Genomic DNA, 25,260 nt, shown 5'->3' on the forward strand with positions numbered 1-25,260 from the left:
AGCCTAGCCGCCGCTGAGCTGGTGTTTCCCTCATGGATGTCGGTCATCTGCGATCGCAGGTGCGATCGTACGAAACCCCGCCACGCATCCATAGGTGCGTTAGGGTGGGGTCACCGACTTATGAGACCCATTAGTTGTCAACTAATGGGCCCCATAAGTTACCGCGGTACCAACCGCCCGGCTTTGTCAGGGCATTGAGCGGCCGGACCGCATGGTTACCTGTTAGGGGAGATGGTCAGAGACCACGATCCCCAGCTGGATCAGCAGGGCCCCGAGCCTCACTAGCTCGGGGCCTCGCCCATCTTTCCAGGCTTTGTTCTTCGCCCGGTGCCTGCGCCTCGGGCGTTCCTTCTTGTGTCGAGCCATTCGGCCTCCCTATGGGACTGTTCCCGGTGGGACCTGACCCGTTGGGGCACAGGCCCACTGGAAGGCCGTTCAGCTCACGGCAGGAGGATATACAACGACCCTCAGGAACCGTGCCAACTCCCGTTTTCCGTGCGGCAGATCGGATAGCCACCGGCTTTCACAGCTGTGGAGTCAGCCGCGGCCGCGAGGCGTGAGGCCAGGCGGGAGCGGCGGGCTGACGGGAGCCTCGGGCGGGCGGAGGCGGACCCAGCCGCGGGCGTGCATGATCTCTTCTTCCCATGCCTCGAACAGCTGCTGCACGGCTTCGGGGTCGCGGTCGGGGTCTTGGTGCCAGGCGAGGAACGCGGCTGCGGCCGACCGGTCGGCGTCGCAGGCCGGGCAGAGCTCCAGCGGCACGCCAGGCCCGAACAGGCTGCGCCAGTACAGGGTGAGATCACCCTCGCAGCGCGAGCAGGTCCAGCGTTCCGTGCTGGGCGGGGGACTGGAGCAGTAGCGTGCGAGTTCTTCCTGGGTGTATCCGTCGTACCGGCCGTCCCAGTTGCTGAGCCGGTGGAACGAGCCGTCGGGATGCACGTGGTATCGCCAGATGGACAGGCAGGGGCCCCTCTTCCGCCGGGTGGATCATCGGCGCGGACAGCCACGATCTGCCCGATTCCTGCTCACCGTCAAGAGCCGCGAGCGCGGTGTTGGCCGTTCCGGCGTAGCAGATCTCAGTACGCAGAGCGCGGGCGCTGTGTGTCTCGGCAGGCGTGCATCCGGCTCTCGTCGGAGAGGGTGGGCGGTGGCCGTTCAGCGGGACGCCCGGGCGCGGCGGCAGTCGGGGCGAAACGGTGGTCCGTGCCGTGCTGGCGGGAGTGCCTGTTCCGTGCGGCCGGCGGGAGGACCCTGGAGGTATGGCCCGTAGGAAGGTCCGGCAGTGCAGTCAGTGCGGCGCCCCGTTGCCCGAGGACAGCAGGCGGTCGCGCCGGTACTGCTCGGCGGCCTGCCGCTCGGAGGCGTGGCGGTGGCGGCGCGAGCGTGACGCCTGGTGGGAGGGCAACGCCGAGTTCGTCGCCGCGTTGCGCGAGGGACGTCCCTATAAGCGGCCCAAGGTCCGCTGCCCCATGTGCAAGGGGTGGTGGTACGTCGGCGAGGCGCCTTCCTGGCTGCGCAAGCGAGTGGACGCGGTGTACTGCTCGCCGCGCTGCCGCACGCGGGCCTACCGGCAGAGACGTTCCCGTTCAGAAGGCGTCACCGAGTGACGCCTTCACGTGACGCTAGAGGACCGCGCCGCCCTCGCTGACATGAGGCGGTATCTGCTGTCCTGCTCACAGGTAAGTCCGGGTAGCGCGAGTCGATGACCTGTTGGTGCCCGGAGATCAGTGAGACGGTTCAGTGTGTGTCCGTCTCGGCTGAGTCCGAGCAACCCAACTTGGACATATGCCTCAGTTGTCTGGGATACCCAACTCTTCCTTGACCTGCTTGCGGAACTCGCCGCAGAGCATCCTGTAGTGGTGGACTTCGGCGCGCTGCAGATCCATCGCGGTGGCACTGCCACCCGCGACGGCTTCCTGCTCAGCTCTCTTGGCGAAGAGTTCGGGACCCGCGATCAGGATGTGCGCCGACTTGATGATCCTGAGCGCCGCGGCGGTGACATCCGGCGGGCCCTCCAAGTCGATGCGATCGAACGCCATCGTCAAGGCATGCAGGCGCTTAGGTGCCTCCATGGGCCAGTCGGTGCTGTACTCGGCGGGAAAGGGGGACCAGAGTGTGTCCGCCCAGGTAGTCACCTCTTCCAGTGTCTCGTTCTCCAGGTCGTCGGCGCCATTGGCTTGATGGGCGACGTAGTCGCGTTCCTCGGCGCGGAACAGTTCCTCAGTCAGGGGAGTGAACGCCCGCGCGGCGTCGATGAAAGCCAGGTAGGCGTCCTTGCGGCGGTCGTATGTCCAGTTGTCGCGCTGTACCTGCTGCTGCTTGCGCTGGTTGCTGATGGTCGCCCAGAGCGCGCCGGAGAGACCGATGAGTGCCGCTAAGAGTGCGCCTGACGCCGTGATCACGGAGTTCTGCATCCCCGCATTGTGTGATGTTCGGATCGATGGCGGGCGGCGGTTTCATGGTTCGGTCATCTGTGCCGCGATGACGTGAGGTGCCCGGAGTTGGAGGAGGCGCACTGGCGAGGCGCCTACAGATGCCCCGGAGATCTCCGAGGCTGCCCGGACATCAGAGATAGGACATCTGCTGCCGTCGCTGCTGTCACGAGGCGATACAACACCCCGAAAGAGTTAATAGGATGGGTTAAATCCAGGGTTAAGCACTGCTAGTGTGAGGCCTGGAGGTGAGCCACCTTGGCGAGTCAGGAAGAGCTGTTCGCGTCGGTCGACGCCCTGCTGGCGGAGGAACCGCAGCTGCCGACCCCGGCGGAGCGGGCGCGGCTGCGGGAGGCGGCGGGGATCACTCAGGCCCGTCTGGCGCAGGCCTTGAAGACCACCCAGCAGACGGTGAAGAACTGGGAGAACGGGCGCAGCGAGCCGCGGCCGCCCCGGCTGGAGGCGTACCAGCGGCTGCTGGAGGCGTGGGCGGCGCGGCACCCGAAGGACCCGGCGCCGGCCCCGGTTGCGGCTGCTCCCTCCCCGGCCGTCCCGGCGCCGGCGGCCGCCAGTGAGGCGGAGGCGCGGGGTGCCGCTTCCTCTTTTCCGGCCCCGGATGAGGCGGCGGCCGTGTCCGAGCGCCATACTCCCGTCCGCACGTCACCGGCGGCGCGTCCGGCCCGCGCGGCCACCCCGGCCGTCGACGGGCGGTTCCCCAACGGGCCGCTGGTGGTGCTGGACGGCGAGGGCAACGCGTACGGCACGGGCGGGATCGTGCTGGACTGCCCGGCCCGCTCGATCGCGGAACTGGTGGAATGGACGCTGCGGGACGCGGGGCTGGGGGCGTCGCGGCTGCACCGCCACGGCAAGGACTCCGACCCGCTGGTCGCCCTGACCCGCGAGGCCGCCGTCAGGTTCGGCCTCCCGGAGCGCCTGGAGGACCGCCGCGGGCTGCGCTTGGAGGAGGGCCACCCTGTCCTCAAGCAGCTGGCTAAGGCCAAGTGGCAGCTGACCCGGCGCGGTTTCGGGCCGTGGGCGCGGATCTACCGGCCCGCGCAGGGCGGCCAGCGGCAGTGCGTGCAGTTGGCCGTGCTGCCGTGGGACGCGCTGGACATCCGGGCCTGGCCCGGCACCGACGCCATGGAGCCGGCCGACCTCGCCCGCGTCCTGGGCACGTATGCCCGGCGGGTCATCACCCCCCGGGGGTCGACGGCCGTGTCGGGGCTGGAGCTGATGACCGCGCTGCGGCCGCCGACCCGTGCCGTGCGCGACACGGCGACCGGCGCGTGGGTCTCCGGGCACAACCCCGGATCCCTGGGCACCACGCCGCTCGACCCGGCCCCGCCCGAGGCTAGGCCCGAACACCCCGTCGCGCAGGGCTGGACGGGCGGCTTCCTGGACGAAGAGGCCTACCAGTGGGTGCGCGACATCGACCTGCTCACCGGCGCCGAGGCCGCGCTGCCCTACGCGGTCGGCCTGGACATCAACACCGCGTTCCTCGCGGCCGCCGCCCGCCTGACCGTGGGCCTGTCCGCCCCCGAACACGTCACCGCCCCGACGTTCGACGCGAAGGTGCCGGGGTGCTGGCTGGTCGACCTCTCCCACATCGAGGTGGATCCGCGGCTTCCCTCGCCGTTCACCCCGTCCGGCGTACGGCCGGACGGTCCGGCCTGGTACGAGACGCGCACCGTCGCCTACGCGCAGGAACTCGGCTACAACGTTGCGCCCTTGGAAGCGTACCTGCGCTACGAGACCGGCGCGTTCCTGGACCCCTGGCACGACCGTTTGAAGAGCGCGTACGTCGACACGATGGCCGACCTCGGGGTCACCGCCGACCTGGACGCGCCCGCATTCCTCGCGGCGATGGAGCAACACAAGGACGCCGACCCGGCGCTGGCGGCCGTCCTCGCGGCCGTCAAGGCGACCGTGAAGGGCGGGGTGGGCAAGCTGCGCGAGGGCCCCCAGGGCAAGGGCTACCGCGACGGCGGGCGGTGGCCGGCACTGGAACGCCCGACCTGGAGGCCTGACATCCGCGCGGCCGTCATCAGCAAGGCCCGCGTGAACATGCACCGCAAGATGGCCAACATGGTCAAGGCGACCGGCATGTACCCGCTCGCCGTCCTGTCCGACTGCGTCGTCTACCCCTCGAAGGGGCCGTCGCCGCTGGACTTCCTGCCCTACAGCACCAGCGGCAAGCCCCTGCCCGGCGTCTTCCGTCTCGGCCCCACCCCCGGCGCCGCCAAACTCGAAGGCGTGCAGAACATGACGTGGGCCGTCGACCTCATGGAACGCGGCTACAACCCCGCCCGCCGCATCAAGGGCGGCGACGCCGTCCTCGACGACGGCGAATAACCCGCCCTGGGCCAGCGGATTTGACTTGAGTCCCTGAGCGAGCCAGGTTCAGGCAGCTTGGAACTTATGCCGCAAGGACCGCCCTCAACGGGCGGTCCTTGCGGCATGCTCGGGTGCCTGCTGCATGCCAGAGCATGAGAACCGGCCAACCCGCGCAACCGCAGGCTAGCGGTAACTAGCGGGAACTAGCTGTAACTCACCTGGACTCGACCGCAGGCATGCGTGCGCAGCTGTTGGCCTGCGGAAACGCTCAGTTGGCTAAGACCATAGACGGCTTTGCGCGATGGCAGATCTGGTCCCCTACCGTGTACGTCATTCCGGAGTCGGCGGTCGACGCGCACGAATGTGACGGGATGCACATACCGCTAAGGAGGGCGATGTTCCGCTGAGATTGAGTGCTATCGAGCGCTCTTGAGTGAGACCGAGTGGGATCAGACGAACGGCGCCCCGTGACGGTCGGTCACATAGCGTGCGTGCAGAGCGAAGTTGTGTTTCCGGGCCCCACTGACATCGGTCGTGCATCGTAGACTTCGGGACAGCAGAAGGAGCCCAACCCCGACGCGAAGTTTCTCAGGCCCAGTGTCGGGAGGGCTCCCTGCGCGACGCCCAATCACCTGGATGGAACTGAAAGGAACTGAAACGTCGTGGACGAGCGTAACAAGTACTCCCTCGATAGGGAACGTGGACTACTCCGAATGGCACGAAGCCTGCGGCAAAAGCTGCCGCGACAGGGGCGCATCGTCTATCGACAGGTGATGCGCGGTGCCGCATACAGCCTGGGCAGTGGCGCGGTGAGCCTGGTCATCGTGTGGTTTGAGGCCCGGCACTGACCTTGAGTCCAACGCAACAGGGATGGCCCCCACCAAGATGATCGGTGGGGGCCGTCCCCGTCAGTTCTTCGCAAGACGGAGCCGGTCAGCAGCAGGACCGCGACGGTCACGGCGAGGGCCTGGTCCCGGTCGTGACAGCCTGCTTGGGACCGAGCAGCCTGTAAATCCGGGTGCTGGCGCATGACGAACTGCCAGGCTGGCCCCATGGCGTCAATCCTCAGTGAGCTCGTCTGGTTCACCATGCGCAGCGTGCTTCCCTACCCGGATCCGGTCCGGCGGCATAGGGTACGGCGAGCTGCCAAGAATTTGATCACGTGCCAGTCATGGCCGGAGGACGACGAGACGACAGGATTCCATGTCGCACAGCTTGCGATGCTCCGGGCCCTCTGGCTACAACGGGAGACTCGGCGACTCACGCGTGGGCGCCACCGTGAAGCAGCCGTACTCATGTCACGCTCCGCCCTGGAGACATGCATTCTCGGCGTCTACTGCCTCTACTCCGAAGACCCTGTGAGCCACCTGCGGGCGGACAGCCTCCGAACCGGCCTTGCAGCAGCCACAGCGCTTTTCGACGGGATCGTTCCGCCCGATCTTCTGAAAGACGCCGTCACCAAGCTCGGTAACCCCGGCCGGCCGGTCGGCGTCCGGGACATGGCCAAGCACATCGATCGGACACTCGGGAATGACGGGGTATCCAAGCTGTACGACCTGGTCTACGCCCCGACCTCGAACTACTTCACGCACGCCAACGCCGGATCACTCATCCGTCATGTGCGGCCGGACGACAGGCTGAGCAGCAAGCCCAGCGCTCCCTGGATGCGCCGGTCTCCGGTCCGCCTGGCGGATGCGAGCGTGGGCGTCCTGGCCGCGCACCTCGCCCTTCACGAATCGGTCCCAGCCGACCTCTTCGCCCGCTATGCAGAGGCCCACAGCCGCCGGATTCTCCCGCCACTGGCGAGCCTCCTCGGCAAGCGCATGGGCAAGACGACAGGCCCGATGCCGCTCGTACGCACGTTCATCCGCGCGCAACGGCTGCGCCCAGTCCTGAGCAGCCCGGACCTGAGCGATCGAGACAGGGAGACGCTTGTGCGTGAGCTGTACCAGGACGTGTGGTCGCTGCCGGAAAACGCACCGGATGAAGCTGCCGCACCGGTAATCGAGCACTTCGTCCAACAGATCATCCGGGAATATGCGGGTGAGGCCCGGGCCTGAACTGTCGCGCATGAAGGGCCGCCCCTGCCGGGCGGCCCTTCGTCATGTTCGGGGTGTGCGAAGCCAGGCTCTCAGGGACGGGCGCTGACATACCGCACGGACCGCCCCCAGCGCTCCAGCACCGGTGCCATGCACCACTGGCACAGCGGGCTCCCGCCGCCGCCGTACCGGTGTGTCTTGCGCTGGCACCCGGCGCAGAGACCGACCCGGTCACCGGGGCAGACCAGCGCGGAAGGATCGGGCTCTGAGATCGGGGGCGGGGCAGCGGTCATTGCAGTTCCTGGCCAGGGGTGGCGCTTTCCGGCCACATCAACCACATGATATCGGCCCCGATGGCACGAAGGTTCGAGGAGTAGGAGCTACGGGCGCTTACAGCGTGCGTAGCAGCTGGCGGCCTGCACGGCGGACCGCGATGCGTTGGGCGAGTCCGGGTGCGGCGTAGGCGGTAACGACAAGGGCGGCCACGGTGGTGAACGTGGCGCCCGGGCCGATCCAGCAGGAGACGAGCAGGACGGAGCCGGTCAGCAGCAGGACGGCGACGGTCACGGCGAGCGCCTGGCCCCGGCCGTGGCAGACCGAGGCCTGCCCCTTCGGCACGGTCGCGGGTGAGCCGGCCGCCGCGCTCACGCCCGCTCCACAAAGCGCGCCGGCACCTGCCCGCCGGGGATCACCCGCCACAGACTCCCGCCGCCGCACTCGCCGTAGTGCGACCAGCCACCCCGGCCGACCGCGACCACGCACGACGTCACCCGCTCCCCCTTGCGCAAGTAGCGCACGACCGGCGAACGTGTCGTCGCCACCGGTCCCTCGTTCCATACGGGCCGGCGCACGGCGACCTTCCGGACCGTCTTCCACGTCGACGTGCACGCCGCGGACCCGGCGGCGGTGGTGGGCGGTGCAGCGGTCCAGGCAGTCGCGAGGACAGCGGCGACGGCGGCCGCCGTGGTGAGCAGGCGTCGGGAGTGCACACGCACTCAACTCCCACCCTGGGCAAGTCCGTCACGGCCGCACACTCAAGATCACCCACCGAGGCCTGCCGGGCAGCTTGTCGGCCCGGCCCGCGCGCGGCCCCGCCGCCGCGCGGAACCAAGGCACCGCCGCCCGGTCCCCCGCAGCGCACCTGCAGGCCCCGTCTCTTCCCGGCCCTTCCTTCTTTCTTCTGCCGTGGCGGTCGCGGGGTGCTCTGTGGGGGATGTCCGCTGCCGTCGGCGCGCGAACCACGGTGGTGACCTGCGCAATCACGACACGAGCGCTTCGGCGTGCGCAACCCCTAGCGCAACTCCTACCGCAACACCTTGCGCAACCTCACGCGCACCCCTCAGCGCAACACCGCCTCCCCGGCCGGCCAGGGGCCGCGCGGCATACGCCCCGCGGTTGCGGGGCTAGACGGGGCACGGTGTGGCAGTGATCACACCAAGTCGTGCATAACATTTGCGGCGCTGCGCCCCATAACCCAGGTGTGAGATCCAGTCACCGGCTCCCTTGCCGGTGATCGAGCAGACCGAGGCCCGGCCCCCGTCCGGGCCTTATTCATGCTTTGTCCAGCTTCCGGCCGCTGCTCGCCGGGCGCCTGGCCTGGAAACGCTTGCGCTCCAGTTCCTTTGGCACTGACCGCGCCGCACGTGCGGTCAGCAAGACCGGGCTTGCGTGGCTAACCCTCGCGCCGGTCACTGTGCCGCCAACATCTTCCGCCGCCCTTGTCACTGTCCCGCCGTCGCCCCGCGCACCAAGGGGTGAAAGAGCCGCGCCTACCTGATTTTGGAGTTGCCATGACTGTCCGGTCCGTCGCCGCATCCGTGTCCGCACTGCTGGGCATTGCCGGGACCGTCGCGGGCTTGCTGTCCCGCACATCGGGCATGGTCCTGCTCGCCGTCGCGGCCATCACGGCCATCCTCGGCTTCTTCGGCGTACTCGGTGTGGCCGTATGGCGGGCCCTTCCCAGCGGACTTGCCCCTGTCATTGACGCCCGGCGGCGAGCCCGCTCTGCCGAACGCCGCTGGAACGTGATCGACCGTGCCGACCCGGACATCGCCGTCGCCCATATGGCCGACTGGCCCGGACCTGGACTGGACGCAGGCCTCGCCACGGCCGCTCTGGACACACCACTGGACCCCCGGGCGGCCCCCTCGGCGTCAGCCCCCATACGCCGAGGCCCTGCGCCCGCAGTCATGGCCGGCGCCGCCTCCCGAGGAAACGCCCGGCCCCCTGGACATCGTCGGCAGCCGCGGCGGCCTCCGCTGCAGCGCGCCGACGATCGTTAAGGCAGGGGCGGCGGCCTGTCGGCCCGAACCCCAGGTAAAGAGCTGCAAAGCTCACGCGAGGAAGCAGGTGAGAGCGCTTAGGCTCCCGCTGCACTTGCTCAGCTTCAAAGGGGGATTCCTTTGCGTACTCGTCTTGCTGCCTGCACCGTTGCTGTCGCCGTAGCCGGCGTCTTCTTCAGCGCACCGGCCGCGTCCGCGGCGACACTGCCGTCCACGAACACCGCTCACCACTGCGTCCAGCACACCACTGGAGTGTGCGGCTGGACGCACCACAAGACGCCTGCGGACAAGTACGAGACCGCGAAATGCAAGGACGCTTCCCTGTCCTACTCCGGGCATTCGCAGGGCACTTGCTCCCACCACCACGGCGTCCGCTACTGGTTCAAGTAGCGCACTGAGCGGTAAACAGGTTGGCGTTTCGTCGCGCGACAGGCGTTCAACCAGCGCGTGCAGCAGCCCCGCAGAAATTAGGAGGCGCAGAGTTCCACTGCTGCTTCTGCGGGGCCGATGCATCACCCACGTACCCTCTGATGCGCCCGGTACGCCCGATCTATCCGCTCCGCCTGAGCGGGTATGCACTTATTGCAGACGTGGGCCCGGCCTTCCCAGCCGGGCCCACGTCATATTCCGCTACAGGCAGTGCTCCTCACGCTGAGGATCTGGGTCTACCAGCGGTACCAGCGACCCTTGCGGCCTGCACCGTCCGCGGACCGGACGACGAAGCCCAGCGCCCACACGATCAGCACGATCACCGCGATCCACCACAGCGCCTTCAACGCGAAGCCCGCACCGAAGAGGATCAGAGCGAGCAGAAGAACCAGAAGCAGGGGAACCATCGTTATCAACCTCCTGGCCACCGAATGCCCTTACTCCGCCCCTACAAGCACACAAATCGTGAGTTTCTTCAGTGGGATGAAGGGAATATGCGCACGCCATGCCCGATTCCCCCTCTCCGGCAGCTGATGCACCGCGGTGCCAGCCCGAGGTCGACCGGCCGCCTCGTCCGGCCGCGACGGTGCACGACGGCGCCAACTTGTTTGCCGTGCGGGTGAACCTGGGACCGATCGCCCCACGCGGCGCCGTCGATGGGACTACGAAGATCACGACCTGCTCGTGATCTTCTGAAACGGAGACCCGGCCGTGCGCCTCACTCGTACCCGACGCACCCTGCTCGCCGTCCTGTTCGCGCCGCTCGCCCTGCTCACCCCCACCACTGCCCACGCCACTCCCGCGCCCGCCGGACATCTGCCCGTACGGCACGCACCCGGCGAGACGATCACCCTGCCGGTCCGCGACGCGCTCGCCGCGCTCACCGTGGCCAACGAGAGCCGCGCTGGCTACTCCCGGGACAAGTTCAAGCACTGGACCGACGCAGACAAGGACGGCTGCAACACCCGCGCAGAGGTCCTACTGGAGGAAGCCGTCACCGCGCCCGAGGTCGGACCGCGTTGCGCGCTGACCGGGGGCAGCTGGTACTCACCGTACGACGACCGGTACCTCGACAGCGCGAGCAAGCTGGACGTCGACCATTTGGTCCCGCTTGCCGAAAGCTGGGACTCCGGCGCCTCTGCCTGGACGGCAAAGGAGCGCGAGGCCTACGCCAACGACCTCGACGACCCGCGCGCGCTGATCGCTGTCTCGTCGGCCTCGAACCGGTCCAAGGCCGACAAGGACCCGACCGAGTGGCTGCCCCCGTACACCCCGTACTGGTGCGAGTACGTCACCAACTGGATCGCCGACAAGACCCGCTACCAGCTGAGCGTCGACCCCGCTGAGCACAACGCGCTCGCCGAGCGCCTCGCCGCATGCCCCGACCGCCCTATCACCGTCACCTTCGCCCGTTGAGCAGCCGTCCGGCCCGTCACCACGGCGGAAGTGGGTGACGGGCCGGACAGAGAGACGGTACGCGGCGGCGACCGGCGGTACACCCCGGACGAGTGCACCGCCGGCAGCTGGGTGCCGATGACCGGGCCGGAGCTCTGTTCGCGACCTTGCGGAGTCGCTCGTCGGCGGCGTGCTTTGCGGACTACCCCAGCGCCGCCTTCAGGCTGGCCAACTGCGCCAGCAGCTCGGCCGGGTCGAGTGAGCGGGCGTCGGCGAATGCATGGTCCGGGAGCATGGTTCGCGGGCCCGGGTCGTCCAGGTAGCGCGGCAGCACGTGGGTGTGCACGTGCGCCACGGAGTTGTTCATGCACTGGTAGTTGATCTGCGCGGGCGCGTAAACGCGATGAATCGCGGCGCCGACGGTCCGGACCGCCGACCAGTAGCCGGTGACCTCCGCGTCGGTGAAAAGAGCGGGATCGGGCACGTGCCGACCCCGGAAGACCACCACGCTGTACCCCGGGCTCGCTGGCCGTTTCAGCAAGTACGCGTCGGCGAACTCACCGGCGTACCAGCGGACGCCCCACTCGTCCTCGTCCGGGCGGCCCTGCGCGCACTTGGCGCACCCGTCGCCCGCCCATTCCGCTTCCCACGAATCCGCCCAGGTCCTGGCCACGGACAGAGGCTACGACACCGCGGCAGTTAGGACCGGGCGCGGGACTTCGTGCGGACGACACCGGTCGCGCCACCGGATCTGGTGCCCCGATCAAGCAACGTTCGCCCTGTTCACGATCTCGCATAGGCGCTGACAGCAGTTGGGCCGCCTCGGGCTCGAGACGGCCCAACTAGTTCTCCCTGTCCGCCGCCGATGAACTGGCGCTGTGGCACCTGCGGTAGAGCGCGGGGCCCCGCGGATGACGATCAGCCTCCGGGCTCCTCGCCGGACGGGGACGGCCCGATAGTCAGCGGCGGGTGAGCGTGAGCCCAACGGCCGTCAGCAGTGCCGCGGCAACGCCTACGGCGACAGTCAATGGCTGTGCGAGGGCGGGGTGCTGGTAGACCACGTACATCGCGATACCGCTGATCATCAGGATGACCAGGATGGCGACTAGCCCCAGCAGGGCAAGCACGTTCAGATCGCGGTTCGGGCGAGAGGGCACCGGTTTGTTGTCCTTCACGGATCAGGGCGCGCAGACTGAGCCGCGCGCAGCGGCGGGACGTGCTTGACGACCGCACGCCAATGTACCCCACATAGCCTCTGACCTGCACAAACGTACCGTTTTGAGCATTGCGCCGCCATGCTCAAAACGGTACGTTGGCGCCGCACCTGCGAACCTCTCACTGCAGAGTGCGGCTATCACCCCTGCTCCGCCGGGTAGTCGAGTGATCACCCTTGGACGTCTGACACGCGCTCGCCGAGCGCCTAGCCGCCTGCCCCGACCGTCCCTCCGGCGCCTCTGCATGGACGGCGAAGGAGCGCGAGGCCTACGCCAACGACCTCGACGACCCGCGCGCTGATCGCCGTCTCAGCGGCCTCGAACCGGTCCAAGGCCGACAAGGACCCGACCGAGTGGCTGCCGCCGTACACCCCGTACTGGTGCGAGTACGTCACCAACTGGGTCGCCGACAAGACTCGTTACCGGCTGAGCGTCGACCCCGCTGAGCACAACGCGCTCGCCGAGCGCCTCGCCGCCTGTCCCGACCGCCCTATCACCGTCACCTTCGCCCGCTGAGCAGCCGTCCGGCCCGTCACCACGGCGGAAGTGGGTGACGGGCCGGACAGGGAGACGGTACGCGGCGGCGACCGGCGGTACACCCCGGACGAGTGCACCGCCGGTAGCTGGGTGCCGATGACCGGGCCGGGGCTCCCGGCCACCGGCACCCGCTCGGTCAGCGGCGGCGGTCACCGCCGTCGCGGTGCTCACTGTCGAACCGGCGGTCGTCATCACCACGGTGCTCACCACGGCGGTCGTCACCACCAATCCGGTGGTCGCCGCCCTCGCGGTGCTCACCGTCGAACCGGTGGCCGCCACGACCGTCGAATCGGTGGTCGCCACGATCGCGGTGCTCACCACCGATCCAGCGATCACCGTCACCGCGGTGGTCGTCGTCGCCGATCCGGTGGCCGCCACCACGGTGGTAGCCCCAGGAGAACTCGTCGATGAAGCGGCCGTGGTCGTTGCGCAGGGTCGCCGTATCGGAGTCGTTGTTCCAGACGTAGGTGCGGCGGTCCTGGTATACGTCGGTGGCACGGTCGCGGCCGATGCCGGTGTGGACGCGGACCGTGGAGCGGCCGTCCAGGCGGAAGCGGTCGAAGGTGTAGGTGTGGCCGGCCTCGTCCGAGAGCGTCCAGCCGTCCAGGTTCACCGCCCGCTGGGAGGTGTTGGTGACGTCCACCCACTCCTTGTTCAGCGACCAGTTGGTGCCATCGTCGCGGCCCGGTGAGTCGTACTGCACGGCACTGATCACCACCGCCCCATCGTGCGGGCGGGCAGCGGTCTGGCCGGCGGCCGCGGCGGGCAGCGCGAGCGCCCCCACGCAGGCGGCGGCCACGGCAGTAGCGGCGGTCAGGCGGCGGGCGGTCACAGAAACGGACACGAGGTCCCCCTCTCGGGGCCGGACACCCCGAGCGAAGCGCGAAAGCCGCAGGCCAGGGGGGTGTGTTGTGTGGTTTGGCGACCGGTCGGCCGCGCACCCACACCCTGCCCGGCCGCCGACACGACCCAATGGAAACGCGATGCATGTGACGAATTGCGGATATTCCTGTGACCCTCGATTGGAAACAGCATGTATGCGAAGAACATGACGATTTGATGGTCTGTCATCAGCTGGTTCCGCCGGACCGGCGGGCCTGACGCCGCGAGCGGGCGGCACGGGACGCCTTCAGCTGGCGGGCCGCGGCCGGGAAGTACGTAACAGCCGCCATAGCCCGAACGGGTACCACGTCCGCGGCAGACGGCGGCCGAGCTCACACTCCGGACAGGCTGCGCAGCAGCTGGCGAACCGCGCGGCGGATCACCAGACGGCGGACCAGGCCGGGCGCGGCGTAGGCGGTGACGACCAGGGCGGCCGTGGTGGTGAACGTGGCGAGCGGGCCGATCCAGCAGGAGATGAGCAGAACCGTGCCGGTCAGCAGCAGGACGGCGACGGTCACAGAGAGGGCCTGGTCCCGGTCGTGACAGACGGGGCGCTTCCCCTTCGGCGCGGTCGCGGGCGAGCCGTCCGCGGTGCTCACGCCCGCTCCAGGCAGCGCGCCGGCACCTGCCCGCCGGGGATCACTCGCCACAGGCTCCCACCGCCGCACTCGCGGTAGTGCGACCAGCCGCCCCGGCCCACCGCGACCACGCACGACGTCACCCGCTCCCCCTTGCGCAGGTAGCGCACGACCGGTGAGCGAGTCGTCGCGACCAGGCCGTCGTTCCACGCGGGCCGGCGCACGGCGACCTTCCGGACCGCCTTCCACTCCGAGGTACACGACGCGGAGGTGGCGGCGGTGGCCGGCGGGACGATGGACAGCCCGGTCGTGAGGACGGCGGCGACGGCGGCCGCCGTGATGAGCAGACGTCCTGTCAGATGCATACGCGATCAACCCCCGTCCCGGCCGGACCGGTCACGGCCGCTGCCCCAAGATCACCCACCGGGGGGGGCGGCGGCCAGCTTGTCTGCCCGGCCCGTGCACGGCCCCGCCGTCGCGCCGAACGGACACCGGGAGACCGCTCCCCTCGCCCGCCGCGACCGCGGGTTAAGTCGACGATGTGCAGTTCGGTGTCCGGGCGGCAGACGGGGCAGGCGGGCACACCGTCGGTGGTCAGAAGGCGGCGGGCGTCGTCCTGGCCGACCGGCCGTTTCCGCTGGCCGGCCATGCCGCAGTCGCCGACGTGCACAGCCACCGGCTGCCCCGTGGCGCGGTTGAGTTCAAGGGTCCAGTCCGGCGTCGGCGGACGGCGCGCCCGGCCACGGGCCTGTTCGGACTGTCGCCGCCGCAGTTCTTCGGCCCTGCGGTCGATGCGCTCCAGCCACATGGCGTGCCAGATCCGCAGTGTCTGGAGCCGTTCCAGATCGTCCGGAAGATCCCGGGAGTTATCGAACACATTTTCCATTCTAGGCGTGCGATCATGCCTTCGCGCTCGCCTGTTCGATTTTCTGTTCGATAACGTGGTGGGGGAGGTGGGCGACGGATGAGTGCGGAGTCGGCGGAGCGTGGGCCGGGTGTGGTGATGCATGTGCGCTGCCCGGACCGGCTGCCCGAGGAGACCTACCGGCAGGTCCTGGAGCAGCTGCACGAGCTGTCGGCGGTGGTGCAGGCTCTGCCGCCCACGGCGGCCCTGGTCAACCTGCGCGGTGCGCTGCGCTACCACCGGGCGGCCGCTGTCCACCTCGGGGAGATCCTGCGGCTGCGGACGGTCTCCCGCTACGGCGTGGACGTCCGGGTCGGTATCGGTCCGACCGTCACCGTTGCCGCGACCGCCTCTGCACAGGTGGAGGGTCTGGGCGGCGTGCTGGCCATCGAGGCCGCCGACGCCGCCGGCTGGCTCGCCCTGCTGCCGGTTCAGGACCTGCACGGCATCGGCCCCCGCCAGGCCGCCGTCCTCAAGCGCTACGGCATCGACCGTGTCGGCCTGCTCGCCGCGCTGCCGGCCGCGACCGTGCAGCGCCTGCTGGGCAAGGCCGGCCGTGTCACGGCCGAGCGAGCCCGGGGCATCGATCCCCGTACCGTCACCCCCCACCGTCTGCCCGCCTCCGCCAGCGTCCGGCACCGCTTCCCCCACGACGTCCTCGACGGCGCCCCGGCGAGGTCGGCCCTGCTCGCACTGGTCGTGCAACTCGGCGCCGAACTGCGCCGCCGCGGTCAGGCCGCGCGCGCCCTGACCCTCACGCTCACGTTCGCCGACGGGGCGGCATGGGAGAAGACCCGCCGCCTGGCCGAACCCTCCGGGCACGAGGACGACCTGCGCCAACTCACCTACCAGCTCATGGACGCCGCAGGCCTCCAGCGAGCCCGGCTCACCGCTCTCGCCCTGCGCGCGGAGGACCTGGTGGACGGTGGCCAGGTCGCCGAACAGCTCAGCCTCGACGCCGCCCGGCACGCACGCCTCACCGCCGAGGAGACGGCCGACCGGATCCGGGAAAAGTTTGGGCCCGGCGCGATCGGCCCGGCCGCCACCTACCGGCCCGCCTCCTGACCCCACACACGCATGGGCGCCGAGGAAGTGCCGGCGCCTACGCGCTGCGGCGGGGCTTGCGGGCGGCCGTCTTCTTCACCGCAGTCTTCTTCGAGGCCGTCTTCTTGGGCGCGGTCTTCTTCATGGGCATCTCGTGGACCTGCGCGTCGGCACCGATGTCCTCGCCGCGTGAGGCCTTCGCCTTGTCCACGGACTCCTGCAGCGCGGCCATCAGATCGAGCACTTTGCCCGCCGGCTGCTCCGGCTCCGGCGCCTCAGGCAGCTCGCGGTCCTGGATCATCTCGTGGACGGCGAGCTGAATTCCTCTGTAGCCAGCCAGCCCGAGCAGGGCAAGGTGGGTCAGTGGGATCAAGGTCCCTCCGGGCGGAATGTGTACTTCCGGTTTCGGTCGGCGGGGCATCATAGGCCACGCGATGGAGTGCCCCTGTGGGCGTGAACGTGCAGGGCCCGGAGTTCGATCACACGGCCGCTGGTAGCGTTCCGAGGGGGGACAGGCGGGCGCCGGCGGAAGTGCCGACACAGTGCCCGGGCGGCGCAGGCGTACACGCCCTGCCCGTCGGTGCCGTCCCTCCCCTATCCGGTACGCCAAAGCCCTCCACCCGCACTGGACATCACCGGTACGCTCGAAATTCCGTTGATGCCGCGACCTAGGGGGTGAGGACGGTGCATCTCTGGAGCAGGCTGCGCGGGTTGGCGCTCCGAAGCCACAGAGATCCTAGGCAACGCCCGTCGCCGAACAGGGACGGGAAGCAACTCCGTTCGCTGCTCAGCGGCGCCAAGAGTCGCGTGTGGACGGACAAGCTTGAAAGAGAGATGCGCCGCTCCTCCGCCGGAGTCCCTGGGCTGTACAGGTACACCGACATTGCCAGGGGCCTCTCCCATGAACCCGGTTTCAGCGGCTTCCCCTTCGGGGTCATCGTGACCGCGCTGAAGCTTTACGCCGCCAGGGAGGGGGGCGCCCTCCTTGCAGACGACCAGCTCTTCTACGCGCCTGAGATGCCCCCAGGAACCCTCAGGGCTGAGGTGCGTGCCCTCATCGCTGAAGTCAACGAATCCGCAAGGGGGACGGTAGAGGGGGAGGTAGAACGTCCCTCGCTCAACGACCTCACGGAGCTCCTTCGTGAGCGGGAAGCGCTGGATACCCAAGCATCGATCACCCTCTATCGCCAGCATCTTGCGGAGGTACTCAAGCGGGCACTGGACCCCGACCCGTCCGGTGAGCAAGCCGCTGCAGCGGAAGACCTCCAACTGCCCGCGGATGACCCGATCAGCAGACTGAACTCCGGCGACCTGGTCACTGGTACTGATCTTCTTGCCGCCATGCTTGCGGCCTATGACCGTGCCGCTGCGGATCCGCCGGAGCTCGGGGTCCAAGGAGCCCGGAGGACAGGCCATACCGAGGACGGCGGCGAGCACGGGGAGTCAGGGCCTCTGCCCACCGAAGAAGCACAGCTTGTTGCGGGCGCGGCGGCAAACACGATCAACCACACCTTGGCGCGGCTCTTCTTGCGACTCGGGCCTCCCCCGGAGAGTGCCAACGGAGACTTCATGCCGGTGTCCAGTGGGGGCGGAGGAGCGCAGCAGTGAACAGGGGAGGCCAACTGCCTGCCAACTGGACACCGGACGAGGACCCCATCCTCTCTGCCGGTATGCAGATCGCTATGCAATGGCGCGAGCTGGGCGCGGAGCAGTTGAGGGCCGCCCTGGAGGCGATGGAGCCAGAGTTGCGCCGTGAACACCGCGTATTGATGATGCGCTTGGACATGCAGCGTGAAGCGGAGCAACGGCGCTACCAGGAGCGCCAAGCGGAGCGGGCTCACAAGCGGCAGATGACCGAGGTGATCGTCGGGGCAGTGCTGGCCCTGGCCATGCTCGGCGCAGGGGTCTACGTCGCCCCTCATTCGCCATGGCTGGCAACCCTCCTGTGCGGTCCCAGCCTGCTCGCGCTTATCAAGGTGTTCGTACTACGGCGCAGCGACCCGAACGACATGAAGTACGTGGCCGGGGCCGCCCAGACATCGACGAATGCCGCCGCACAGGGACAGCAGCCCCAGTCGCCCCCCGCTGTCTGACGGCGGCGCAGGTTGCACTCCCCGCCCGTCAGCACCCGCCCCGCGCCCTGTCAGCGCCTCCCGCAAACGCCTGCCATTTCCCTGCACGCGCTTCCACCGTGGGCATATGTCCGGTAACGGTGAGATAGTCCGGGAGGCTCCGCGCGCTCGCCTGGAGGGGCCGCCGCTGCTCCAGGTGGAGCTGCCCGCCGTAGACGGCGGGCTGGACCTACTGATCTACGACGAGCACGGCGCCCTGGTCGATGTCTCGTTCGTCCCGCCGGAACTGGTGCTCCCAAGTTGATCAGATACGGCTGACGAGGTGACGCGCAGCCTGGGAGGCTTGCCCACGCCTGTTGATACCGGACGGGGACGGAGCCGCCTGCCTTGATCATCCTGGACACAAACATGCTGTGGGGTGTCACTCCCGACAATGCCAGCGTCGACCTACTCAAGACCATCCGGGCGTCGGGCGTTCAAGGCGTTGCCGTCCCCTGGATAGTGATGGAGGAGCTAGCCGCGCAGAGGGCGCTGAGGCACCAGGAGAAGTACGACGCCGCATACGAGGCCGTCAACGAGCTGCGCAAGCAGACACCTTGGCACATAACGACGCGTCTACCGGACTACGAGCCGGAGAGGGTGCGCCAGCACTGGCGGGATGCTCTCGGCGCCGTCGTGGACGTGCTGCCGCCGAGCGCGTGGGCGCTACAAGAGGCTGCATTCCGGGAGGCGAACGTGCTCGCGCCCTGCAAGCGGGTCGCAGTAAAGGACGTTAAGCACCCGGTGAAGATCGGTTCCCGTGACGCAGCGATCTGGCTGACCGCTGTCGAGTACGCACGTCAGCACCCCGATGAGACCGTGTACTTCGTCAGCAAGAACACAAACGACTTCGGGGACGGCACCAGATACAAGGCGCCGATGAGCACCGACCTTCAGGGACTGGAGGACCGGTTCAAGCACTACACCTCCCTCGACCCGGTCGTCGCCCAGTTCACTCAGCCCACCGAGTTGGATGAGGATGCGGTACTGAAGCGCCTGGGAAGCCCTGAGGCGGCGGCCGCCATCGCCGCGGAGGCGGGAGCCAAGTGGACGTTCGACGCAGCCCGATTCTGGGAACCCGGCGTTCCCCGCTTCGCTTGCTCGCTCTGGCCGTCAGCCGACACGGACGTTAGCGAGGCCCCCAGCGAGCGCATGCTCACAACTGGCTGGTTGCACGGGCCTAAGGCCAAGCTGGGGCAAGTCAGCGACGTGAGCGCCTACCGCATCGGTGAACATGTGTGGTGCACGGCTACGGCGCGTTGGCTCCTCACCGGGTTGATTCTGCGTGAGGGGCAGATACGGGTCGTCCTCGCGGGCTGCGCCTGGGAGACCCGCGTCCTGCTGAGCCCGACCAACCCCGAGTCACAGCTCACGATCCTGCGCAGTTCCCCTCCGCGCCCCCTCGCCGTGGAGGAGTTCCAGGGGCTTGAGGACCCTGCGGCACTGTCCGTTCCCCTTGACACTGACGGGCCGATGGCTGGCCTGTGGAGGCGGCTCGCGAAGATGACAAAGGAGCAGTCGCCGACTGTTCTGGAATCCGCTGCTGTGGCAACGGTCCTGTGGGCCACTGCCACGAACAGGGAGTAGGCACTCTGGGGACCGGCCATCGTCGACAACGACGATGGTGACCGCGGCCTGGGCGGCAGCGCCCTGCCGAGAGGTGAGCGGGAGTGGGTCCGTTTCCTGGTGTGGTCGGGCCGACCGCGACCCCGACCACGCCAGGGGGGTCTCAGATGGTGGTCTGCCGGTCGCGGTGTTTGTTGAGCATGTCCAGCATCGTGTTGAACTCCTGGGGCGGCATCTTGTTGATGAGGAAGTACGCCGCCTGCGGCCCGTCGTCGTAGGGGAACGGCTTCGGCTGCCGTTCCGCGGACTGGTCGTCCCTGACCGGTGCTTCGTCGGCACGTGGTTCAGGGAGCGTGGGGGTTCGGTCCGGCTGTGGCCGCTCGTCGTGCGCTGGCAGCGGCGTACCGGGATTATCACGGCGTGATACTTGCCCCGTCCCCGTGCTGTTGTCGGCTGCGTCGGTCGGCTGCGGGAGCTCGGGTGACTTCTGGACGGCTTTGCGGCGGTCTACGGCGGCGCGCTCGTCTGCCTTCTTCTTCTGCTCTGCGGGAGAGAGCTTGCCCAGATTGCGTACGTGCTCTACTTTCCGCTCGCCTGTGACGAGGTCTTTCTGGAGCTCCGGTGACAGCTTCAGCAGGGACAGCTTGCTGGAGATGGTGTTCTGGGGGATGCCCAGCCGCCGGGCGGCCTTGGTCTGGCTCCCGTAGTAGGTCACCAGTTGCTGGAGCGCGTGTGCCTCTTCCAGATCGGTCATGTCGTCGCGGTGGTAGTTCGCGATGAACGCGGCCTCGAGGAGGGATTCGTCGGTGCTGACGCGGGCGTTGTCGACGCGGACGGGGATGGTGGCGAGGCCTACGCGGCGGGCGGCTTCGAGGCGCCGGTGGCCGTCGACGACGACGTAGTGTGCGCCGGTGTCGAGGTCGTCGGTGCGTTCGGGCCGGTCGTGGAGGTAGGCCTCGGTCGTCGCGACGACGATGGGCAGGATGACGCCGACTTCCCGTACGGAGGCCACGGTTTCGTCGAGGTTGCGCAGGTGGTTGCGCGGGTTGTCGGGGTTGTCGCTGATCTGTGTGACGGGCAGATCGGTGGCCGCTGCCATCGCGGTACTGGTCTCGCCGATGGCATGGCCGAAGACATCGCGTCGGGAGCTGCGGGCGCCGGCCGCTGCGCCGAATGCGGTTCCGCTGCCGAGTCGGTCGGCCTTGCTCACGGGGTTGCCTCCATTGCGATCATCCGCATGGTGTTGGCCTGCTTCGAGTGTGGTGCGTACGAGAGCAAGGGCTGTTTGACGCGGACCGCTTCGCGCTGTTCCTTGAGGTCGTCCAGGACGGCCAGGACGCGCTGGTCTTCCAGGCTCGCCCACTGGTCGAGGGATGACGTGGCCACGAAGCCGCGTCGTGCGTCGTACTGGTTGACCACCAGGCCGAGGTAGTCGATGTCCAGACCGAGGTCCTTACGCAGGTCTTCGATCTGGTCGACGAGCATGCGGTATGCGGTCGCCGAGCTGTCTTCGGCCTGGACCGGGATCAGCACGCCGGAGCGGGCGGGTCGTTCGTTGCGCCGTCGGCGCGCGTAGTAGAGGGCGGCGTCCATGGCGAGACCGAGGCTGGGTGGGCAGTCGATGATGATGACGTCGTAGTCGTTCTCGATCGGCTTCAGTGCCCGCTCAAGGGCCACTTCCTTCTGGAAGCCGCGGGATTGGGCGGCGGTGAGAGCGAGCCGGGAGTCGAGCACGAAACCGTCGAAGGCGCCGGGCAGCACGTCCAGGCGGCGCCCGAACCGAGGGTCTTCGACGGTGACGATCAGGTCGCGCAGGTCGCCCTCTGCCTCACCGATCATGTGGGAGACGAGGCTGTCCCGGCCGGGCTCGATCTGCTGGATGCCGAGTTGGTCGGACAGGTGGCTTTGCGGGTCGTAGTCGACGACCAGGACCCGCCGGCCGCCGAGCGTCGACCGGTCGAGAAGGTCTTGGACGCCCGCCTTCGTTTTCCCTATGCGCTTGAGGTCGCCGTAGGCGAGGGAGTCGAGGAACCTGGTGAGCGCGGTGCGGGCGGCTTCGGGGTCTTCGGCGTAGGCCTCGCCCATGCCGAGGGACACCGTGGTCTTGCCGACGCCGCCCTTCTGGTTGGCGTTGACGATGCGCACCGGGTCAGCGGGCTGAGCGTGCTGCGGGGAGGGGTGTTCGTCCAGCCAGAGTCTGACGCTCTGTGCGAGGCCTTGTGTGTAGGAGACGGACCGGTCGGCGCAGGTGGCCTTGAGGTCGTCGTACAAGCCCGGCGGGAGCCATGGCGAGAACGACTTGGCGCCCGCCGTGTCGATCTCGGGCAGCGGGCGGGTGCTCGCCCGCCAGGAGGTGATGCCGGCTTCGACGGCATCTTGGATGTCCAGGCCGAGTTCGGCACACCGGATCTTCAGTTCGCGTTGGAGCGCCGGGGGGAGCTTGGACGCCACCTTTTCCCGGTCTCCCTCAGGGTATGGAGAGGCCACGACGTCACCTTACTGACTCCTGCGACTCCTACGGGACCCGGTTCGGGTGTTCTGACGCGGTTTCACTCTCTAGAGCGCCACGGATTATCACGGCGTGATAATCCGTGGCAGTTCTCGATCGAAGCTCTCGGCGAGCGGCCTGCCTGCGTCGTGCGCCGTCTGTAGGTCGAATGCGCACGGCGGACACGGGAGTTGTCGTTCCAGCCGTCGTCGCGCTGCATGTAGCCGAGCATCGATCGGCATTGAGGGGCCCAGCTGCCCTGGTCGGCGATGACGATGCCGTCCTAGGCCCTGTCTGACAATCGCGCCGGATCAGGCTGGGCGGGCCGGACCCGACGGGAAGGGGTAGACAGGCCCCAGGACGGTCCCTACGGCCGGGCCGTCCCGTCCGGCACCGGCGTGGCCTGGTGGTAGTAGAGCCGGAACTCCCCGGCGGCGTCGCGGCGCCAGATCGACGAACGGCGTGCGTGCCGGTCCTCGATGCGGGTCTCGTAGGTGAGGTGGACGATCCCGGAGGCGAGGACCGTGACCTCGAAGTGCTCTGCGGTGATGGGGGTGCTGTTCTCGGCGCCGCCGTGGAGTGTGGGCAGGGCGGCGACCATCTCCGCGTGCGTCCACCGCCGCCCGGAGGCGCCGACCTCGATGAAATCGGGGTCGAAGAGGAGCCGTCCGGTGAATCCGACCCGATGGCGCCGGAATCCGGTGCCGATCCGGCGCCGGAAACCGGACCCGGACTCGCCGGATTCGGTGCTGACCAGGCTGGAATCCGGTTTCGTGCCGGACGGAAATCCGTGCTGCACGCTCACCTCATGAGCGAAGAGCAGAGCAGGGACGGGGCGACCACGGACGCGGCTCAGCCCATCAACGCCCCTGAGAACATAGCGGCTTCAGATCGGCATGAACTAGTGAAGAAGGGTTGCCTGGCGGCGGCCTGCGGCGCGGTGGCGGGGGCCTGCCGGGCGCTCGCGGCCTGGGCGGTCAACATCTGGCTGGAGGGTGGGGGGCACTGATGGGTGACGAAGAGGACTACAGCTTCGAGGGCATGAATCGGGCGGGGTTCTTCGCGTACGTTCGCACGACGCACGAGAAGTTCGACAAGCCGAAGTACAAGGTGGTTGTCGAGCAGGCGAAGGAGCAGGACCCACAGTCCACGCTGAGCACGTCGACCGTCAGTGACGTACTCCGGGGCAAGAGCTTCCCGCGGATTGAGACCGCGAAGTGGCTCGGCCTCGGCATCGGCGGCGAGCAGGTCGGTAGAGACTTCGAAATCGCATGGCGAGCGGCCAGGACGAACCATTACAACGAGGCACGCGATGACGCCCTGCACGCCGCCGATCGGGCCCAGCGGCGCTCGGCCGACTCCTCCGAGAGCTGGTGGCGCGACATCTGGTCCAGGCGGGGGCAGGTGACCGCGGCGCTGTCCACCGCGGTCCTTTCAGTGGTGGTGGCGCTGCTGATCCAGTTCTACTGGCGCTGATCCGTACGGCGTGGGTCCTGCCGCAGGAGGGGCGGCAGGACCCACAGGGGTCAGGCAGCGTCGGCGTCGACTTGCCTCGCCATCCCTTTCAGGAGATCTACTACGGCGCGGCAGTCCGACAGTGCTCGATGGTCTCCGCCGTACAGGGGCTGCCACGCGTAGTTGCCCCAGTAGTCGGACCAGTCGCCGAACCACTCGGAGTACGGCAGCATCACGTCCTCGAACTTCACGGCGGCGAGCCAGGCCGCCGCCTGCTTCACGGCTTCAGCGACCGCCCGCTCCCGGACGTCCACCGGCACGGCGCCCACGCGCACCGTCTCCTCGGCCGCCTCTCGCGCCGCGCGGTCGAGGTAGTGGAGGGTTAGCTCGTGGCGTAGCCGACCGACGTCGAAGGACTTGTTGTAGATCAGGCAGCGTCGTCCCTCCAGAACCTCCGTCAGGCGCGGAAGGACCTCGGTGAACGAGGGGGCGCCCGTCGTCATCTGGTTGGTGATCCCGTGAATGTCGGTCGACTCGGCGGGGATAGGCACGCCCGGGTCGATGAGCGTGTCCAGCAGCACGTCCCTGCCCATGCTGTACACGGCCAGGTCCACGATCCTGGCGTCGTCCTCCAGGCCGGTGGTCTCCGAGTCCAGGATGACGACTGTCGGATCGGCAACCAGGGTCTGCGCCCAGTCGACCAGTTCGGCGATCCGCCGGCGCCGGTGTTCTTCGGCCTGCCGCTGGGCTTCCTCGTGCTCCCGTTGCCGCTCAGCGCGTTCCCGCGCGTCGCGCTCGGCGCAGGGCGGGCACCATCGCGGCACCCAGCCCACCCGGTGGGTGGGGTCCGCCCGGACGGCGGCGATCTCCTCGTCGGTGGCCGTCACCACGTTGCAATCCCGGCCCGGGCAGGTACGCCGCCACACGGCCAGCCGCTCAGCCTCGAACTGCCTCTGCAACCGCCACAGCACCCAGCACGGCGTGCAGCGGTGCTGCTCCTGCTGCCCAATCCGGAACGGGGCCAGCGAGACACGGTGGCATTTCCAGCAGGTCCGGGCTTGCAGGGCCTGCCGTTCCTGCTGCTCCTGCACCTGGCACGGCCCGCACTTCCCGTACACGACGTGGTCGCGGACGTTGCCGCACTGGGGGCACGTCCGGCGGGCGGTCTTCGCGGCCTGCTGCTTCGCCGACAGAGGCCGCATCTTCGCGGCGGCCGCCGGATCGTACAGCGGGAAATTCCCCCACCCATGGCCACGCCGGTACACACGCACGAACGCCACCGGTTCCTGGCCGGGAACTGGCTTCAATCGCAGGCTCTTGAGCTCCGTCATCGTCCGCAGGTGCTGCTGATCCACTGGAATGCCCCTGCGCTCGTACACGGGCAGGGACTCCGGCTTTGCAGGTACAGACGTGGTCACGAGAACCTACAGACGATCGACGGTCATAGGCACAGCACAGCGCACGGCACTGACAAGCGGGCTGAGGCGGGTGGTCGCTGGGGGTTATCCGAGGTGATAGCCCCCCGTCCGGCGAACGCCGGAATCCGTCAGGGTGAACCTGACGCTGGCCA

At 68.5% G+C, this 25,260-nt stretch carries 27 protein-coding genes and 3 pseudogenes; 14 read left to right on the forward strand and 16 right to left on the reverse strand.

Annotated features, from left to right (window positions below; genetic code table 11):
- Positions 1-537 precede the first annotated feature (537 nt).
- Entirely contained in the window at positions 538-939 is a 402-nt protein-coding gene (locus AB0G52_RS36950; protein ID WP_361342994.1) for a DUF6300 family protein, read from the reverse strand.
- Between the two features lie 320 nt (positions 940-1,259).
- Between AB0G52_RS36950 and AB0G52_RS36955 the strand changes: the two genes are divergently transcribed.
- Positions 1,260-1,607, forward strand: a complete 348-nt coding sequence (locus tag AB0G52_RS36955; protein WP_361342997.1) for a hypothetical protein — start codon at positions 1,260-1,262, stop codon at positions 1,605-1,607.
- A 183-nt stretch (positions 1,608-1,790) separates the two neighbouring features.
- Here the strand turns inward: AB0G52_RS36955 and AB0G52_RS36960 are convergent, their stop codons facing one another.
- Positions 1,791-2,414 (reverse strand): hypothetical protein, encoded by a 624-nt coding sequence (locus tag AB0G52_RS36960; protein ID WP_361343000.1) that lies wholly within the window; start codon positions 2,412-2,414, stop codon positions 1,791-1,793.
- A gap of 276 nt (positions 2,415-2,690) precedes the next feature.
- On the opposite strand from AB0G52_RS36960, the gene AB0G52_RS36965 reads away from it, so the two are divergent.
- The 3 genes from AB0G52_RS36965 (at position 2,691) to AB0G52_RS36975 (ending at position 6,826) form a co-directional block, all read left to right on the forward strand.
- A complete protein-coding gene (locus tag AB0G52_RS36965) occupies positions 2,691-4,784 on the forward strand; it encodes a helix-turn-helix transcriptional regulator (RefSeq protein ID WP_361343003.1) in 2,094 nt (697 codons plus the stop codon).
- Positions 4,785-5,428: 644 nt separating this feature from the next.
- A complete protein-coding gene (locus AB0G52_RS36970) occupies positions 5,429-5,614 on the forward strand; it encodes a hypothetical protein (RefSeq protein WP_361343006.1) in 186 nt (61 codons plus the stop codon).
- Between the two features lie 447 nt (positions 5,615-6,061).
- Entirely contained in the window at positions 6,062-6,826 is a 765-nt protein-coding gene (locus AB0G52_RS36975) for a hypothetical protein (protein ID WP_361343009.1), read from the forward strand.
- Between the two features lie 369 nt (positions 6,827-7,195).
- On the opposite strand, the gene AB0G52_RS36980 is transcribed toward AB0G52_RS36975, so the two are convergent.
- A complete protein-coding gene (locus tag AB0G52_RS36980; protein ID WP_361343012.1) occupies positions 7,196-7,453 on the reverse strand; it encodes a hypothetical protein in 258 nt (85 codons plus the stop codon).
- Positions 7,450-7,794 carry a hypothetical protein gene (locus AB0G52_RS36985; RefSeq protein ID WP_361343015.1) on the reverse strand — a complete coding sequence of 115 codons (345 nt, stop codon included), beginning with the start codon at positions 7,792-7,794 and terminating at the stop codon, positions 7,450-7,452. The genes AB0G52_RS36980 and AB0G52_RS36985 overlap by 4 nt, the downstream gene beginning before the upstream one ends.
- A 1,413-nt stretch (positions 7,795-9,207) precedes the next feature.
- On the opposite strand from AB0G52_RS36985, the gene AB0G52_RS36990 reads away from it, so the two are divergent.
- Positions 9,208-9,477 carry a DUF3761 domain-containing protein gene (locus AB0G52_RS36990; RefSeq protein WP_361343017.1) on the forward strand — a complete coding sequence of 90 codons (270 nt, stop codon included), beginning with the start codon at positions 9,208-9,210 and terminating at the stop codon, positions 9,475-9,477.
- A gap of 275 nt (positions 9,478-9,752) precedes the next feature.
- On the opposite strand, the gene AB0G52_RS36995 is transcribed toward AB0G52_RS36990, so the two are convergent.
- The gene (locus AB0G52_RS36995; protein ID WP_133028738.1) at positions 9,753-9,923 is read right to left on the reverse strand and encodes a hydrophobic protein; all 171 of its coding nucleotides are present in this window, start codon (positions 9,921-9,923) and stop codon (positions 9,753-9,755) included.
- 304 nt (positions 9,924-10,227) lie between these two features.
- Here AB0G52_RS36995 and AB0G52_RS37000 point away from each other — a divergent pair, with 304 nt between their 5' ends.
- Positions 10,228-10,932, forward strand: a complete 705-nt coding sequence (locus tag AB0G52_RS37000) for an HNH endonuclease family protein (RefSeq protein WP_361343020.1) — start codon at positions 10,228-10,230, stop codon at positions 10,930-10,932.
- Between the two features lie 181 nt (positions 10,933-11,113).
- On the opposite strand, the gene AB0G52_RS37005 is transcribed toward AB0G52_RS37000, so the two are convergent.
- Together AB0G52_RS37005 and AB0G52_RS37010 are read right to left on the reverse strand one after the other, a co-directional pair.
- Positions 11,114-11,584 (reverse strand): HIT domain-containing protein, encoded by a 471-nt coding sequence (locus tag AB0G52_RS37005; RefSeq protein ID WP_361343023.1) that lies wholly within the window; start codon positions 11,582-11,584, stop codon positions 11,114-11,116.
- Positions 11,585-11,870: 286 nt separating this feature from the next.
- Positions 11,871-12,086, reverse strand: coding sequence for a hypothetical protein (locus AB0G52_RS37010; protein WP_361343025.1), 216 nt, complete (start codon positions 12,084-12,086; stop codon positions 11,871-11,873).
- Positions 12,087-12,355: 269 nt separating this feature from the next.
- Between AB0G52_RS37010 and AB0G52_RS37015 the strand changes: the two are divergent.
- Positions 12,356-12,641 (forward strand): annotated as a pseudogene (locus AB0G52_RS37015) (HNH endonuclease); the annotation flags it as partial.
- 388 nt (positions 12,642-13,029) lie between these two features.
- Here the strand turns inward: AB0G52_RS37015 and AB0G52_RS37020 are convergent.
- The 4 genes and pseudogenes from AB0G52_RS37020 to AB0G52_RS37035 form a co-directional block, all read right to left on the reverse strand.
- Positions 13,030-13,461 (reverse strand): annotated as a pseudogene (locus tag AB0G52_RS37020) (lamin tail domain-containing protein); the annotation flags it as partial.
- 415 nt (positions 13,462-13,876) lie between these two features.
- Positions 13,877-14,143, reverse strand: a complete 267-nt coding sequence (locus AB0G52_RS37025) for a hypothetical protein (protein WP_361343027.1) — start codon at positions 14,141-14,143, stop codon at positions 13,877-13,879.
- The gene (locus AB0G52_RS37030; RefSeq protein ID WP_361343030.1) at positions 14,140-14,487 is read right to left on the reverse strand and encodes a hypothetical protein; all 348 of its coding nucleotides are present in this window, start codon (positions 14,485-14,487) and stop codon (positions 14,140-14,142) included. Before AB0G52_RS37030 ends, AB0G52_RS37025 begins: the two co-directional genes overlap by 4 nt.
- Complete coding sequence (locus AB0G52_RS37035; RefSeq protein WP_361343033.1) at positions 14,478-15,008, reverse strand: DUF6233 domain-containing protein; 531 nt, start codon at positions 15,006-15,008, stop codon at positions 14,478-14,480. The genes AB0G52_RS37030 and AB0G52_RS37035 overlap by 10 nt, the downstream gene beginning before the upstream one ends.
- A 78-nt stretch (positions 15,009-15,086) precedes the next feature.
- On the opposite strand from AB0G52_RS37035, the gene AB0G52_RS37040 reads away from it, so the two are divergent.
- Positions 15,087-16,091, forward strand: coding sequence for a hypothetical protein (locus tag AB0G52_RS37040; protein WP_361343036.1), 1,005 nt, complete (start codon positions 15,087-15,089; stop codon positions 16,089-16,091).
- Between the two features lie 37 nt (positions 16,092-16,128).
- Here AB0G52_RS37040 and AB0G52_RS37045 read toward each other — a convergent pair.
- Positions 16,129-16,365, reverse strand: a pseudogene (locus AB0G52_RS37045) (Ku protein); the annotation flags it as partial.
- A gap of 512 nt (positions 16,366-16,877) precedes the next feature.
- Here AB0G52_RS37045 and AB0G52_RS37050 point away from each other — a divergent pair.
- From AB0G52_RS37050 to AB0G52_RS37065, 4 genes are all read left to right on the forward strand, one after another.
- On the forward strand, positions 16,878-17,678 hold the full coding sequence (locus AB0G52_RS37050; RefSeq protein WP_361343039.1) for a hypothetical protein: 801 nt from the start codon (positions 16,878-16,880) through the stop codon (positions 17,676-17,678).
- The gene (locus tag AB0G52_RS37055) at positions 17,675-18,163 is read left to right on the forward strand and encodes a hypothetical protein (RefSeq protein ID WP_361343042.1); all 489 of its coding nucleotides are present in this window, start codon (positions 17,675-17,677) and stop codon (positions 18,161-18,163) included. The genes AB0G52_RS37050 and AB0G52_RS37055 overlap by 4 nt, the downstream gene beginning before the upstream one ends.
- 106 nt (positions 18,164-18,269) lie before the next feature.
- Positions 18,270-18,446, forward strand: coding sequence for a hypothetical protein (locus AB0G52_RS37060; protein WP_361343045.1), 177 nt, complete (start codon positions 18,270-18,272; stop codon positions 18,444-18,446).
- An 83-nt stretch (positions 18,447-18,529) separates the two neighbouring features.
- Entirely contained in the window at positions 18,530-19,768 is a 1,239-nt protein-coding gene (locus AB0G52_RS37065; protein WP_361343048.1) for a PIN domain-containing protein, read from the forward strand.
- Between the two features lie 142 nt (positions 19,769-19,910).
- Here AB0G52_RS37065 and AB0G52_RS37070 read toward each other — a convergent pair whose 3' ends face one another.
- From AB0G52_RS37070 to AB0G52_RS37080, 3 genes are all read right to left on the reverse strand, one after another.
- Complete coding sequence (locus AB0G52_RS37070; protein WP_361343050.1) at positions 19,911-20,957, reverse strand: ParB/RepB/Spo0J family partition protein; 1,047 nt, start codon at positions 20,955-20,957, stop codon at positions 19,911-19,913.
- Positions 20,954-22,234, reverse strand: coding sequence for a ParA family protein (locus AB0G52_RS37075; protein WP_361343053.1), 1,281 nt, complete (start codon positions 22,232-22,234; stop codon positions 20,954-20,956). The genes AB0G52_RS37070 and AB0G52_RS37075 overlap by 4 nt, the downstream gene beginning before the upstream one ends.
- Positions 22,235-22,602: 368 nt before the next feature.
- The gene (locus AB0G52_RS37080; RefSeq protein WP_361343056.1) at positions 22,603-23,040 is read right to left on the reverse strand and encodes a DUF4440 domain-containing protein; all 438 of its coding nucleotides are present in this window, start codon (positions 23,038-23,040) and stop codon (positions 22,603-22,605) included.
- Between the two features lie 3 nt (positions 23,041-23,043).
- Here AB0G52_RS37080 and AB0G52_RS37085 point away from each other — a divergent pair, with 3 nt between their 5' ends.
- Together AB0G52_RS37085 and AB0G52_RS37090 are read left to right on the forward strand one after the other, a co-directional pair.
- A complete protein-coding gene (locus tag AB0G52_RS37085) occupies positions 23,044-23,244 on the forward strand; it encodes a hypothetical protein (protein WP_361343059.1) in 201 nt (66 codons plus the stop codon).
- On the forward strand, positions 23,244-23,711 hold the full coding sequence (locus AB0G52_RS37090; protein WP_361343062.1) for a hypothetical protein: 468 nt from the start codon (positions 23,244-23,246) through the stop codon (positions 23,709-23,711). The genes AB0G52_RS37085 and AB0G52_RS37090 overlap by 1 nt, the downstream gene beginning before the upstream one ends.
- A 50-nt stretch (positions 23,712-23,761) precedes the next feature.
- Here AB0G52_RS37090 and AB0G52_RS37095 read toward each other — a convergent pair whose 3' ends face one another.
- A complete protein-coding gene (locus tag AB0G52_RS37095) occupies positions 23,762-25,045 on the reverse strand; it encodes a 3'-5' exonuclease (RefSeq protein WP_361343065.1) in 1,284 nt (427 codons plus the stop codon).
- Positions 25,046-25,260: the final 215 nt, after the last annotated feature.

It is taken from the genome of Streptomyces sp. NPDC021562 (genome assembly GCF_040640875.1).
Lineage (GTDB): Bacteria > Actinomycetota > Actinomycetes > Streptomycetales > Streptomycetaceae > Streptomyces.